This window comes from Lactobacillus apis (genome assembly GCF_002837055.1).
Lineage (GTDB): Bacteria > Bacillota > Bacilli > Lactobacillales > Lactobacillaceae > Lactobacillus > Lactobacillus apis.
This window is the reverse complement of the sequence record NZ_PDKP01000001.1, coordinates 373,904-388,013: the sequence shown is the minus strand read 5'-3', so window position 1 is coordinate 388,013 and position 14,110 is coordinate 373,904. Positions and strand designations below refer to the sequence as shown.

The following is a 14,110-nucleotide window of genomic DNA, read 5'->3' as shown; positions in this document are numbered from 1 at the left end:
AATAAAAAGGCAGTCTTAACAACTACCTTTTTATTTCGAAATTAAATCCGACTATTTTTCAGATTTAGTTTCTTCTTTCTTATTCTTAGAATTAGCAACTTGCTTTGCATTATCAGTTACTAAGTTGATTGCTTTACGAACATCAATATCATGTGAAAGCATGTCATCAGTTAAAGTACTGCGGACTGTCTTTTCATCCATGTTATATTCACCAGCAAGATCTTTGATTTCTTTATCAATTTCTTCCTTGGATGCCTTGATGTCTTCAGCCTTAACAATAGCTTCAAGAACTAAGTTAGTCTTCACTCTTTCAGCAGCGTCCTTACTAAACTGAGCACGTAATTGATCTTCAGTAGTATTAGTCAACTTGTAATAGGTTTCTGGGCTGATGCCTTGACGTTGCATATTACCAAGGTATTGATTCATTTGTGAATTAACGTCTTCTTGAATCATTGCATCTGGAATTTCATCAATTGTGGCGTTCTTAACGGCACCTTCGATAGCTGCTTGCTCAATTGCATCATTTGCAGCTTCTTCTTTCTTAGCCTTTAAGTCTTTCTTGATCTTTTCTTTTAATTCATCAAGAGTTTCAACTGAATCATCAACGTCTTTTGCAAATTCATCATCAAGTTTAGGTAGTTGTTTTGACTTAACTTCGTGAATCTTAGTTGCAAAGTGGGCTTCTTTACCAGCCAAATCTTTAGCACCGTAGTCTTCTGGGAAAGTAACTACAACATCAACTTCGTCACCAGCTTTGTGGCCAATTAATTGATCTTCAAAGCCAGGAATAAAGGTATTTGAGCCTAATTCTAGTGCATAGTCGTCTGCAGAACCGCCATCAAATGCCTTATCATCAACAGTACCCTTGTAATCAATAGTTACTGTATCGCCCTTAGCAGCAGCACTCTTCTTAAGTACAAGTTCTGCGTTCTTTTCACGTTCTGCATCAAGTTGAGCGTCAACATCCTTAGCATAAACACGAGTGTTTTGCTTAGGTACTTCAATGCCTTTGTAATCACCTAATTTGACTTCAGGCTCAACAGTTACAGTGGCTTTCATTGTCCAGTCTTTGCCCTTTTCCATTGAATCTGGAACAACTTGAGGTTGACCTACTGCAGAAATACCAGCTTCTTTAATAGCAGCAGCATATGCATTAGGTAAAACCAGGTTTAATGCTTCTTCATATAAAGCTTCTTCACCATAGTATTGATTAAAGATTACCCGCGAAACGTGACCTTTTCTAAAGCCGGGAACACGCAAATTCTTTTTTATTCTTCTGAATGCTTGATCTAACCCAAGCTTTACTTCAGCTTGAGAAATATCAAAAGTAAGTTCACCGGTAGTTTTACCAGTTTTATTCCATTTTACAGACATTAATTAAATACCTCCAATGTCAAGTTTACTTGCATCTTGCATACTAAATTATCTTACATTAAACGCACGCAAAAAACAAATTTAGGCAAAAAAAGATGCACTTCTATGAAGAAGTACATCTTTTTAAACTGTTTTATTACGGACTAGTCGAGGATATCAGTAACCTGACCAGCACCAACAGTACGACCACCTTCACGGATAGTGAACTTAGTACCCTTTTCAATGGCAGCTGGTTTGATTAACTTAACAGTAAATTCTGTATTATCACCAGGCATAACCATTTCAGTACCCTCTGGCAATTCAATTTCACCAGTAATATCAGTAGTGTGGAAATAGAATTGTGGACGGTAGTCTGAGAAGAATGGAGTGTGACGTCCGCCTTCTTCCTTCTTCAAGACATAAACTTGACCCTTGAATTCGCGGTGAGTTTGAATTGAGCCAGGTGCGGCTAAAACTTGTCCACGAACGATTTGGTCACGGTCGACACCACGAAGCAATACACCAACGTTATCGCCGGCTTCACCTGAGTCCAAAGTCTTGTGGAACATTTCCAAACCAGTAACAACTGATTTAAGAACTTCTTGAACTAAACCAACGATTTCAACTTCGTCGCCGACTTTAACGGTACCACGATCAATACGACCTGAAGCAACAGTACCACGACCAGTGATAGTGAAGACATCTTCAACAGGCATCAAGAAAGGCTTATCAGTTTGACGTTCTGGAGTTGGGATGTATTCATCAACAGTGTCCATTAACTTCATGATAACTTCTTCTTGTTCCTTGTCGCCTTGTAAAGCTTTCAAAGCTGAACCACGGATAACTGGAATATCATCACCAGGGTAATCGTATTCAGTTAACAAGTCACGAACTTCCATTTCAACTAAGTCAACCAATTCTGGATCGTCAACTAAATCAGTCTTGTTTAAGAAAACAACGATGTAGTTAACACCAACTTGACGAGCAAGCAAAATGTGTTCACGAGTTTGAGGCATAGGACCATCAGTTGCAGCAACAACTAAGATGGCACCATCCATTTGTGCGGCACCAGTGATCATGTTCTTGATGTAGTCAGCGTGACCTGGAGCATCCATGTGAGCGTAGTGACGTTTTTCAGTTTCGTACTCTACGTGAGCGGTATTAATAGTAATACCACGTTCTTTTTCTTCTGGAGCTGCATCGATGTCTGAATAGTCTTCAGCCTTTGCTAAGCCCTTTTCTGATAAAACTTTAGTAATAGCCGCTGTCAAAGTGGTCTTACCATGGTCAACGTGACCGATAGTACCAATGTTTACGTGTGGCTTTGTTCTAACGTAATGTTCTTTTTCTGCCATTAAAATGACCCTCCTGTAAATTTGCAAGAAGTCCGTTGAGTAAGTAACGGATAGTTCTCTGTTGAATATTGTACTACTTTCATTGGCAAATGCCTAGTATTTTAATGCATAGAGCCATGCCTAATGAAAACGTCCTTTGATATTATACTAAATAGGAAAAAAATGTAAAGACCTTTTATCTAAATTATTTTGGCAAATTATGGTCAATTTGTCTGAATAAATCATGGTGACTTCGCCCATCTTGAAAATCAATGTATGAAGCAATGTCACTCGCAAAACTATCTGGTTCTTCGACGTATTTAGATAGTTTGGGATACAAACTACCTAAGATCAAATTGACTTCGCCTAAGACAGCTGGAAGCTGACTCGGACGGTGATAATATCTTGATCCGATTGCCGAAACTACTTCACGATAAACTGGATCCTTCTCTAGCAAATTAATCTGGTTAGGAATAAACTTTTCTCTTTTGCCTAGCACTAAAACATCAAAAGATTCATTAATTCCCAAGCGAAAGAGATCTTCACATAATACTAGACGCACAGCAAAACTTAAGCTGGGGTCTAATAATAGACTCTGTGCAAAATTCGTAAAGTTAATTAAATCCAATGTAAAAAGTTGGTCATATTCATACTTAGTTGGATTTTTACTAAGACGAAATTTCTCCATTGTTGCTTGCTGCTCAGAAATCGAAGCTGGTAAGACTTCAACTTCTTTTTCGCCCTTACTCAAATTTTTAATCTCGAGTGCTTCAATTAAAAAGTGATTGGCTTGCAAAACCCTAGAATAAGCAAAAAAGATCTCATCATCTGAAAAGAGATCTTTTTCCTCTTTGATTAAGCTATACGCAGAATATGCTTGATCGGCTTTTAAATATAAGTCGCATAAGCGAAGAACAATTTCCTTGTTACTGCCAATTCGCAGAGCTTCTTCAACATTTTGAATTGCTAAATCTAATTTACCGTTTGCTTCATTTTCTTGTGCTAAAGTTAGTAAATTTTTTTGGCTTAAAGTTGTCATACTAGTCTTTCTTAACTATTTTCTTACCAGATTTTTTCACATCAACGGAATGATGCTCATTATTTTTTCCAGTAGTCGCATCTTTGCCCGAACGCTTTTGCATCGCACGATGTCTATTCTGGTTTACTTCCATGACCACTGGTAATACTACAGGGCGACGATTAGTTTTCTTATATAAGAACTTCTCTAAATCGTTTCTAACATCCTGCTTTATTTCAGTCCAATCAAACTTCTTATGCTCAAAGTTATTATTTATAGTCTTTTTAATTAATTCAATACAATCATTCATCAATTGATGATTGGCTTTGATGTAAACGAAGCCTCGACTAGTAACTTGTGGTTGCGCAATGATTTTTTTCTTACGACGATCAATTGTAACAACGGCAATAAAAATACCATCATCTGACAAAATTTCTCGGTCACGCAGGACAATATTGCCGACATCACCGATGCCTGAGCCATCAATCATTATATCTTCGCCTGGAACAGGATCAGTTAAATTGAACTTCTTTTGTTTAAAATCGTAATCCAAACAATCACCATTTCTGGTAATCAAAACATTTTCTTTCTTAATTCCTGCTCTTATTGCAAGGTCGCGATGAACTTCCAACAAGCGATATTCACCGATTACTGGAATAACAAATTGTGGTTTTAGAATATCAATTAGCATTTGCAAATCACGTCCAGTTGCATGACCGCTTGTATGCTTAGCCCTACCAAGCTCAATTACGGTTCCGCCTGCTCGATAAACAAGATCACTAGTCTGCGCAACTACTGTTTCAACAGAATGAGATGGTGTTGTTGCAATGAAAACTAGGTCATTTTCATGAATCGTAATCATACTGTGACGTTTTTTAGCCATTTTTTGCAAAGAATTTAATGGCTCACCCATTTGCCCAGTTTCAAGAATTACCACTTTGTTATCTGGTGTAGTGCTCAAATCTTTGACACGCATTAACAGATTTTTAGGAACATAAAGATAGCCTAAGTCCATTGCTGTACGAACTATTTTTGCTACATCACGTCCAGTTAATAGTACCTTCCGGCCTGTTTCATGCGCAGCATTTAAAACTTCTTGAATTCTGATTAAATTAGAAGCTTTAGCAGCTACAATTACTCGACCAGTGGCATTACGAAAGACATTGGTCACATATTCACCTATTTCTTGTTCAGAAACGTTAGGTAGTGATGCTTCTGCATTAGAAGAGTCACTTAAAAGTGCCAGAACTTTCTTCTGTGAAATTTCTGCCAACCGATCTAAATCAGTTCGATATTTTGGCGTTGCAGAAGGGTCAAACTTAAAGTCACCAGTATAGACTACTTCTCCAGCTGGAGTGTGCACATCAATTCCGAGCGAGTCAGGAATTGAGTGCGTCGTGTGGAAGAATGAAATATTCGCGTTTTTAAATTCAATTTCAGTTTCAGCGTCTATTACATGGAACAAACTGTTTTTAATTCGCTTATTCTCTCTTTTAACTGTAATTTTAGCCAGTTCAATCGTTAACCGAGACCCAAATACAGGTATATCATATTGACGCAAAATATATGGCAAGGCCCCAATTGAATCAGCATGTCCATGAGTTAGAAAAATACCAACAACTTGGTCACCATATTTTTCAAAGAAGTCGAGATCTGGAATAACCAAATCAATTCCATATAAAGAACTATCAGGGTATTTTAATCCAGCATCAAGAACAAAAATTTCATCATTAACTTGAACAGCAAACATGTCCTTTCCTTGTTCACGAACACCGCTCAAAATCATTATCTTAACTTGATCAGCCATTTTATTTCCTTTTCTATAATAATTGTTATTAAGTTGTTTATTTATGGATCGTAAGATCACAACGTAAAAAGTATCTATTTTTATTCTAGCATAAAAAGCACTTATGGCAAAAACAAAAAGCCAGTTCTTTAATAGAACTGACTTTTTTAAATCTAAGTTTAGAAATTAACGACGTAAACCTAACTTCTTGATTAATTCACGGTAACGATTGATGTCGTTATCTTGTAAGTAACGAAGCAAGTTACGACGGTGACCAATCTTCTTAAGTAAACCAACATATGAGTGGTGGTCATGAGAATGTTGTCTCATGTGTTCAGTCAAGTTGTTGATGTCTTTAGTTAAAATAGCAACTTGTACTTCAGTTGAACCTGTGTCACCTTCATGAGTAGCAAATTGCTTAATGATTTCATCTTTTTCTGCTTTTGAAATTGCCATAATTATTCACCTTTCAATAAAAAAATTGCCGTTAACAACGTTAACCGTCAGGTGTGAGCGAGCAAACAGCGTTAACGGTTCACAACAATAGTATAATACAGATTATTTTTTTAAAAAGCAAGTATAAATTGTCTTGCATCTACAACTATTCTTCAGTATAATTTACTAAGTAAAATTACGATCAATGGAGGTGAATGTTATGCCACAAATCAAATCAGCTATTAAGCGTGTTAAAACTCAAGATGCTGCTAGAAAGCGCAGAGCCGCTCAAATGACAGAATTAAGAACTGCTGTTAAGAAGTTCAAGACTGCCCAAGCTGCTGGTGCTGAAAACGCCTCCGAATTACATGTTGCTGCTGCCCGCGCATTGGACAAGGCCGCTTCTAAGGGTCTTATTCATAAAAACAAGGCTAGCCGTGATAAGAGTCGCTTAGCTAAGTTAGCTAAATAATTTGAATTCAAAAACTAAAAAGCAAGGATTGAATAATCCTTGCTTTTTTCTTTGCTCAATTTATTACCTCATACGCTCAAAACAAATAACTTTAAGAAATTGTTTTCCCGATATTGCCCATTTTTATAGTTATAATCTAGCTTGATTGCCTGCTCTAACAAGCTCGCCAGTTTATTAGTCGAAATTTTATTATTAAGAGCTAGCTTTACTCGATAAGGGTGAACCCCTAGTTCTTTAACAATTTCAGTTTCATTTCTGCCGCGCTCGTGCAATGTCTTTGCAACTAAAATTAATTCTAACTGGTTTTCAAAGACTGCAAGTAATTGAATCGGATTACTACCCTCTCTCAATTGGTTATCTAATCTTGCAATCGCTTCTCGATAATTATGCTTTAAAGCTGCTTCTAAAACTGCAAAAACATTTTGGGCAAATGATAAGTCAACGTTTTTACGAACTAGTGTCTCATCAATTTTATTCTCAGTGGCAGCCATCTTTAATTTATTAAAATTGCTCAGTACAGTATCAAGAACCTGATCGCTTCTTTCAAGTAAAAGCTGCAAAGCCATCTCTGTAATCTGATATCCTTCAGCACTAATTAATGCCTTAGTTACCTTTTTAACTTCATAACTTTTAACTTCAGTATCTACGACATTAAACTTCTTCAAAATTGTTTTTGTCAGCTTCTTTCGCCGATCAAGCTTTTCATACGATGCTACTATTACTAGTTTGTTGTCGAGCTGATCAACATGATCAAAAATTTGCTGCAACTGATCAAGTTGCTTTTTTGCTTTTTGCGGAACTTTAGCAGTTAAAAAGAACGGATTTTTGATAGTTATTATCTTTTGCTGGCTAAAAAGACTTGATTCTGTTAATTCAGCAATCAAATCATCTAGACTATCGCTTTCACAATCAACGGATACTTTCTCTAGTTCTTGAAATGATTCTTCATATATGTATGAGCGCGCAATATAATCATTCAAAAAGCTATCTGAACCCAAAATTAAGGTTTGCGCATTGCTATTATTTGAATTTTTAAACAAAGAAAGTAAAGTCATTTTTGATTCACCACTACAAAACGTTTGAATTTTGGCTTAGAAAAATAGCCATATGTCCAAGTAATCATACCACAGTCCTGCGTCGAAGCCCATGGAATGTTTTGATTGCTTAAAGTATCAAGCGTTTCCTTATGCGGGTGCCCAAAACGATTATTTCGACCAGCTGAAATAAAAACCAATTTTGGCCTTAAAGTTTTTAAAAAATCAGGATTTGAAGAAGTGCGACTACCATGGTGTCCTAGTTTGAAATAGTCAGCTTGAATATTAAACTTGTTCATTATTTCTTTTTCACCTTCTTGGCCTAAATCACCAGTAAAAAGCCATCTTTTACTTTTCGCAACAAATGTCAAAGATAGTGAATCCTCATTTTTACCTAGGCCAGGCTTAAAAGGATAAACAACATTAAATGTAATTTGTGGCTCAGCTACTTTCTGACCAGCTAATAGTTCTACAACTTGATCTCGCTTAATTTGTCCCACTATTCTTTTTATAAAAGACGGATTACGAATTAATCCTGCTGCCGTATACAATTTTTGAACGTGAACTTGTTCGAGCAAGGGTCTTAAATCTCCGACGTGATCGGCATCTTGATGAGTTACAAAAACACCATTAAGTTTATTGATTCCCAGTGCTTTCAAAAAAGGAATAGTAATTTTATTAACTTGAGGCGTCGTTTTTTGGCCACTAAAATTTAATTTCCCGCCAACATCAATTAAATAAACACGCCGCGGAAAAGGTGTAGAAATTAAAATACTATCGCCCTGACCCACATCAATCAATGTAACCTGACCTGTTAAGGGAAAATGAATCGAGAAAAAGATTATCACGTACAAAGCCGCAATGCCACCAATTACTTTTAACCTGCTTTTTTTCGTCAATTTTTGCTCATTTACAAAAGCCAGCAAAATAGCCGTAAATATAGTTAACATCACACATTGCCACCAGTTGATCTTACCAAATGTTAATAGTCCCAATTTAGAAGCGGATACTTGAGCTATTAACTTTTCACATGTCTTTAAAACATTCTCAAAGCTCCAGGAAATTTCAGGACATAATTTAAAAGTAGCTAAGTTCAAAAAGACAATTGGCATAACTAGCCAATTAAAATATGGTACTACTACCAAATTAAAGAAAACGGTCAACAAATTAAATTGAAAAAAATGAAAAAGTAGTAATGGCGTTAGTAAACAATTTAAGGCAAATGACTGTTTAAATGAGGTTAATTTAGTTGTTAATTCTAAACCTAGAGCCAAGACATAACTTAAAATAGCTCCCACATTGAGCATCAAACACGGATTAATTATTAAGTGAATAATATAAGTGAGACCTAATAAATCAAAATGAGTAATTTTTTGCTTCTGGAATTTAAAAATCTGATCAAGTATATAAGTTAGACTGGCTCGAATAAAGCCAGCTTGACCATTACTTAAGAAAATACCAATTAATAGAATGAATAAACAAATTGCAAATGTCTCTTGTTCGGTTAATTTCAGATAATAACAAATTGTACTAATTACTAAAGTATAGATGCCAACGTGAAGACCGGAAATACTTAACAAGTGAATTACGCCAAGGTCACGGTAATTAGATAAAATCGATTGGTCCGCTTGGCTTGAACTTTCGCCAAGAACTAATTCGCTACTAAAAAAAGACAAAATCGGTGGCATTTGTGCAAAATACTTTTGCAAGCAAAAACGAATATGATGTGCAACATCCCTAAAATGTTGCTTTTTTTTTGTGATTATACAATTCTCCAGTTCAATCTTTTGTTTAATGTTTTTGCTCAGATAATATTTTTTTGCATCAAATTGTCCATAATTTGTAGCAGGCTCGATTTCTTTAACCTCTCCTTGTAAATGCGAAAGATAAAGTGAGTACCCAGAAAGGAGCTCTTTTTTCTGCATTTGACTAATTTTTGTTGAAACTAGTACTGACTTTCCATCTGCTTTTCCTTGGCCAAACATTCGGTTTCCAGACACTTTGATTTGATCTGGGTATATGGTAACCACAGAACTATTTTTGAGCGAAAAATCTTGTTGGTTATGATTAATAGCAAAACTGATAAGTGCAACAAATAGCACTAAAAAGGCTAAACAACTTTTTTGTCGGTGTTTATGAAACAAAAGAAATACCAAATAAAGTGCAATTACCAAGCAAAATAGCCATTGAAGAGGCGTAATAGACTGTGAAAGACCAAAATTTATGTCTGCTAATAATAAAGAAACTAGCAATAAAAAACCTGGTGTCAGAATTTTAGACTTCCAGTTGACTTCGAAGTGCCTCAAAAGTCTTATCTCCTATCCCAGAAACTTGTTTCAAATCCTCAATGCGTTTAAAATTTCCATTTTTTTGCCGGTACGCAATAATCTGTTCAGCTTTTTTAGCGCCTATTCCAGATAACTTTTGCAAATCTGCAGTGTTTGCCGTATTGATATTTACTTTTACTCCTGAAGCTTGGTTGGCACTTTCACTCTGGGAAGAATTATCTAGTTCTCCTGAATTAGTACTACCATTAACAGAAGAAACAATTTCGTTTTCCTTTAACTTTTCTCCATGATATGGAATATGAACTTTGTCCTGGTCACGAAGAATTAATGCACGGTTAACTTTTTCAATTTGAGCCTTACTTGTCAGTCCACCTGCTGCCGCAATCAATTCATTTAAGCGAGCACCATACTTCAATGTATAAACACCTGGATTTTCAATTGCACCAGAAATATCACAAGTAACTTCTTTAGGCTCTTTTACTTTCTTCTCTACCTCTTTATTAGCAATTTGTGTTTCTTCTTTTATTTCAGTTCCTTCTTGCTCATCAGTCTCTGTTTGCTTTATGGCAAAATCAGAATCATTAGATTGTTCATCTCCAGAATGACCAATTAACCAAAGCAGGACAAGCAAAATCCCTATTCCGATAACAAAATACTGTTTATGCTCAATTATGAATTCCTTAACTTTTGCCCAATCCATATTTTCACCTCCTAATTTTAAGTACGAAAAAAGTTCAGAATTTCTTCTGAACTTTTTATTTTTTATTAGTAGTGTTTTTGCAAATAATGTAAAGCATCTTCAAAGGTACCTACTGGGACAATTTTCATCTTCGTTTTTATTTGCTTCGCCGTTCTTTTAGCAACTTGATAGTTACTATCAGCTTTTTTCAATTGAGACGTATCTGTAGGCGCAAAGAAAACTTCTGCTCCGGCTCTGTCGGCTGCGACTACTTTTTTGTCAACACCACCGATTGCCCCAACTTTGCCTTTAGGAGAGATAGTGCCCGTCCCGGCAATTTTATGTCCCTTAGCTAAATCCTGTTGCGTGAAAGTTTCATAGCTCGTTAGTGTAAACATTAATCCTGCTGAAGGCCCTCCAATTGCACCAGCATCTATTTTTAGCTCTGGTTTTGTCGTGACTTTGACATGTTCAACTAACTGAATTCCAATTCCTGGTTTATTAGTACCCTCAACTTTAACAATTTTTCCTGAAAAAGTTAGTAGTTTATTATTTCTTAAAACGTTAATTTTAACTTTAGCGCCAATTTTCTTTTTCTGAAAATATGAAAGCATTTCTTCTGTTGATTTGAAACGATGGCCGTTTGCGCCCAGAACAGTATCACCAATTTGCAGTTTTTTCTTAAAGCTTGACTGCTTCTGAATCTGCATGACATAAACGCCTTCGTAATTCAGTTTTGGCTTTAAGCCTGCCTTCTTTGCTGCATAATAGATAGCATTTTGCTGACTGGTTTCCATGTACCAATTCTGCAATTCCTCATACTGACTACTTGTTGCATCCCCCAGCAGTTCTTCTCTTGAAATTCTCGTTTCGTATTTTCTAGTATAACTTAACAAATACCGCAGCACTGAAGCTGGGCGTTGCGTTTCGCTAACTGTCACTAAATAATAATTATCAGGTGCTTTTTTACCACTTCTGATAAATTGACTAACTTGGAATGCCTCGCCAGGCATTTCAAGATAATAATTAGTTGGCCAGCTTAAGCCTACCACAATCGCGGCGACAGCTAAGAAAAAGAAGAGCCATTTATGACCTTTTTTCTTACCTTTATCTTTAGTTTTATCGTTCATTAATCTTTACCAATTTTTTCTTTAAAGCAATTGCAGCTTCTATTGGCATAAATGAACTAATATCACCGCCAAATTGAGCTACCTCTTTAATAATACTAGATGCCACAAAGCTATTTTGCGGCGAAGTAAACAATAATACAGTTTCAAGATCATTCGCTAACTTCTTATTCATTGCTGCAATTTGTTGCTCGTAAGTGAAATCCTCGCTGTTCCGCACTCCGCGAACAATAGCTGTTGCACCAATGTCGTGTGCCACATCGACGGTTAATGATTGTGGTCTTTTTTGAACCTCAACATTAGCAATGTTCTTAACTGCACTTTTAATAAATTCTACCCGTTTATCTGCACTAAATAAATAGTGTTTAGAGGTATTGTCCATTACTACTACAAAAACCTGGTCAAAGATTCTAGCAGCCTGCTGAATTACATCAATGTGTCCATTAGTAATTGGGTCAAAACTACCTGGAAAAAGTGCAATACTCATCTGTTTTCCTTTCGATAAAAACGAACAATTGTTTTACCAAAATGGTGAGTTTTCGTTAGCTCAAAACCACCTATTTCGCCAAGACCAGTCTCATCATCTGTCTCAGCTACGATAACCGCATTATCTGTTAACAAACTTAAACTATCCATTTTCTTCATGTCAGAAGCAATTTTTTGTTTGGCATATGGCGGATCTAAGAAAACTAAATCAAATTTCTTTTCATCTTTGGCCAGTTTGGTTAATGCAACATTGCTTGACATTTTATAAACAGAAAAACGATCTTCTTCTTTAGTTAAAGCAACATTCTTCCGGATAATTTCTACAGCTTGGTAATTAATATCAATAATTGTTGCATGACTGTAGCCTCTTGAAACAGCCTCGATTGCAAGAGCACCACTGCCGCCATACAAGTCTAGCACTTCTCCACCTTTAAAAAATTGACCCAGACTATTAAACAAAGATTCTTTAACCTTATCACTGGTTGGCCTAGTTTTTTGACTTTTTAGAGTATACAAGTTGCGCTTAGCATACTTTCCAGAAATAATTCTCATAATAAGTAATCCGTATTCTGTTCCTGATCATCAAGTAACTTTTTTTCTGCTTCAGTAGCAAGTTCAGTAATTTGTTCTTCAATATGCTTACTTGACAAGTCAATTTCATCATCACTAGATTTTTGTACATCCTTGACAAAATCCAGCTGTTTAATCGCGTTTATCGTTTTGTCAGCTTCTTTTTGATCAACATATAAAACACAATATGCATTTTTCTTAGAAAAATATACGATGTCCCCGTAACGTCTAAGCTTAAACTGACTATTAATAGAATTAAGATAAACAATTAGTCCTTGCCTCTTAGTTAAGGAAGTATTTGCCAAATCATGATTGATACTCATCAGCCAACTCCTCTTCTTTCTTAATACGTTCATTTGCAGCAATATTTAAAACTAATCCAATTGAAGCCGATAGTACAATTAGTGATGACCCACCGTATGAAATAAAGGGCAAAGTAACACCTGTAATTGGCAATAGACCCAAAACGGCACCAACATTAAACAGAGTTTCAGTAAAGATAATTGTTGTTACGCCAAAACAAACCAAGGCATTAAATTGCGTGCTAGCGTGAAGACCCACTTCCATAATGCTCCACATCAAATAGAAAAGTAGTCCTAAAACTAGTAATGCACCAATTACTCCAATTTCTTCAGCAGCAATCGCTAAGATAAAGTCCGTGTATGGTTCCGGTAAATAGCCTCTCTTTTGCATACTATTACCTAAGCCAACACCAAACAAACCACCATTATGAATCGCATAGTATGAATTAACTAACTGGGCACCACCTTTTTGTTCTAGCTCAAAGGGATGTAAAAATGACATGAGTCGTTGATATTGATAACTGGATTGTAAAAAGTCCGGATTCCACTTAACAATTAAGAAAACTAAGAAGAAAACACCAATTCCAATTCCAATTAAACAGAGTAGTGCGTTCTTGGCAGGCACACCTGATAGAGAAAACATAATGATTACAATTGTGGCTAAAATGGCAGTACCACCTAAATCTGGTTCAACAATTACCAATAGCATCATTACCCCAGATAAAACCGCTGGTCTAATCAAATTATTAACAATATTCCCTTGACGGAAAGAACCATCATGACGGTCTAAATAGTATGCTAAATATATTACCAATGCTAATTTAGCAATTTCCAGCGGCTGAATACGGATGACTTTTAAATCAATCCAGCCAACCGCCCCATTAACTGCAGCGTCAGAGCCTTTAAATACCTTTAAAACAATTAGGTAAAACAGCAAAAACATACTAATTCCGAGAAACCAAGCAACAAACTTAGTTCGCTTAAAAAGGTCTAACCGCAAAAAGAACGCAAATGTAGCAAAACCAAAGAAAGCTACCACAGCATATATTGCTTGCCTAATCCCATATGTCGCTGGCTTAAAACCATTCACGAGCAAAATATCTGAACTAGCTGAATAAACCATAATTATGCCAAAGAAAACCAGCAATAAATATGGCAATAGAATTTTGTAGTCCAAATGTTGAAGTTTCCGTCGCAAAAGTAGCCCTCCTCTTACGAAAAAAATA

General features: G+C 36.0%; 14 protein-coding genes. 1 reads left to right on the top strand and 13 read right to left on the bottom strand.

What is annotated here, in order from left to right; genetic code table 11:
• Positions 1-51 precede the first annotated feature (51 nt).
• From tig to rpsO, 5 genes are all read right to left on the bottom strand, one after another.
• Entirely contained in the window at positions 52-1,374 is a 1,323-nt protein-coding gene (tig, locus tag CRG87_RS01900; RefSeq protein WP_074425424.1) for a trigger factor, read from the bottom strand.
• A 143-nt stretch (positions 1,375-1,517) separates the two neighbouring features.
• Entirely contained in the window at positions 1,518-2,708 is a 1,191-nt protein-coding gene (gene tuf / locus CRG87_RS01895; protein WP_046306787.1) for an elongation factor Tu, read from the bottom strand.
• Positions 2,709-2,892: 184 nt separating this feature from the next.
• Positions 2,893-3,726 carry a hypothetical protein gene (locus CRG87_RS01890; protein ID WP_074425425.1) on the bottom strand — a complete coding sequence of 278 codons (834 nt, stop codon included), beginning with the start codon at positions 3,724-3,726 and terminating at the stop codon, positions 2,893-2,895.
• A 1-nt stretch (position 3,727) separates the two neighbouring features.
• Positions 3,728-5,512 carry a ribonuclease J gene (locus tag CRG87_RS01885; protein WP_074425427.1) on the bottom strand — a complete coding sequence of 595 codons (1,785 nt, stop codon included), beginning with the start codon at positions 5,510-5,512 and terminating at the stop codon, positions 3,728-3,730.
• 165 nt (positions 5,513-5,677) lie between these two features.
• Positions 5,678-5,947 (bottom strand): 30S ribosomal protein S15, encoded by a 270-nt coding sequence (gene rpsO / locus CRG87_RS01880; protein WP_046306781.1) that lies wholly within the window; start codon positions 5,945-5,947, stop codon positions 5,678-5,680.
• A 199-nt stretch (positions 5,948-6,146) separates the two neighbouring features.
• Here rpsO and rpsT point away from each other — a divergent pair, with 199 nt between their 5' ends.
• Entirely contained in the window at positions 6,147-6,398 is a 252-nt protein-coding gene (rpsT, locus tag CRG87_RS01875; protein WP_046306779.1) for a 30S ribosomal protein S20, read from the top strand.
• 68 nt (positions 6,399-6,466) lie between these two features.
• On the opposite strand, the gene holA is transcribed toward rpsT, so the two are convergent.
• From holA to CRG87_RS01835, 8 genes are all read right to left on the bottom strand, one after another.
• Positions 6,467-7,453: a DNA polymerase III subunit delta gene (holA, locus tag CRG87_RS01870; protein WP_074425429.1), complete on the bottom strand. Its 987-nt coding sequence runs from the start codon at positions 7,451-7,453 to the stop codon at positions 6,467-6,469.
• Positions 7,450-9,738: a DNA internalization-related competence protein ComEC/Rec2 gene (locus CRG87_RS01865; protein WP_074425430.1), complete on the bottom strand. Its 2,289-nt coding sequence runs from the start codon at positions 9,736-9,738 to the stop codon at positions 7,450-7,452. The genes holA and CRG87_RS01865 overlap by 4 nt, the downstream gene beginning before the upstream one ends.
• Complete coding sequence (locus tag CRG87_RS01860) at positions 9,707-10,420, bottom strand: helix-hairpin-helix domain-containing protein (RefSeq protein ID WP_074425431.1); 714 nt, start codon at positions 10,418-10,420, stop codon at positions 9,707-9,709. Before CRG87_RS01860 ends, CRG87_RS01865 begins: the two co-directional genes overlap by 32 nt.
• Before the next feature lie 65 nt (positions 10,421-10,485).
• Complete coding sequence (locus tag CRG87_RS01855) at positions 10,486-11,529, bottom strand: SepM family pheromone-processing serine protease (RefSeq protein WP_074425432.1); 1,044 nt, start codon at positions 11,527-11,529, stop codon at positions 10,486-10,488.
• Positions 11,519-12,013, bottom strand: a complete 495-nt coding sequence (gene coaD / locus CRG87_RS01850) for a pantetheine-phosphate adenylyltransferase (RefSeq protein ID WP_074425433.1) — start codon at positions 12,011-12,013, stop codon at positions 11,519-11,521. The genes CRG87_RS01855 and coaD overlap by 11 nt, the downstream gene beginning before the upstream one ends.
• Positions 12,010-12,564, bottom strand: coding sequence for a 16S rRNA (guanine(966)-N(2))-methyltransferase RsmD (gene rsmD / locus CRG87_RS01845; protein ID WP_074425434.1), 555 nt, complete (start codon positions 12,562-12,564; stop codon positions 12,010-12,012). Before rsmD ends, coaD begins: the two co-directional genes overlap by 4 nt.
• Positions 12,561-12,905: a DUF2129 domain-containing protein gene (locus CRG87_RS01840; protein ID WP_074425435.1), complete on the bottom strand. Its 345-nt coding sequence runs from the start codon at positions 12,903-12,905 to the stop codon at positions 12,561-12,563. The genes rsmD and CRG87_RS01840 overlap by 4 nt, the downstream gene beginning before the upstream one ends.
• Positions 12,889-14,082 carry an FtsW/RodA/SpoVE family cell cycle protein gene (locus tag CRG87_RS01835; RefSeq protein ID WP_046306756.1) on the bottom strand — a complete coding sequence of 398 codons (1,194 nt, stop codon included), beginning with the start codon at positions 14,080-14,082 and terminating at the stop codon, positions 12,889-12,891. The genes CRG87_RS01840 and CRG87_RS01835 overlap by 17 nt, the downstream gene beginning before the upstream one ends.
• Positions 14,083-14,110: the final 28 nt, after the last annotated feature.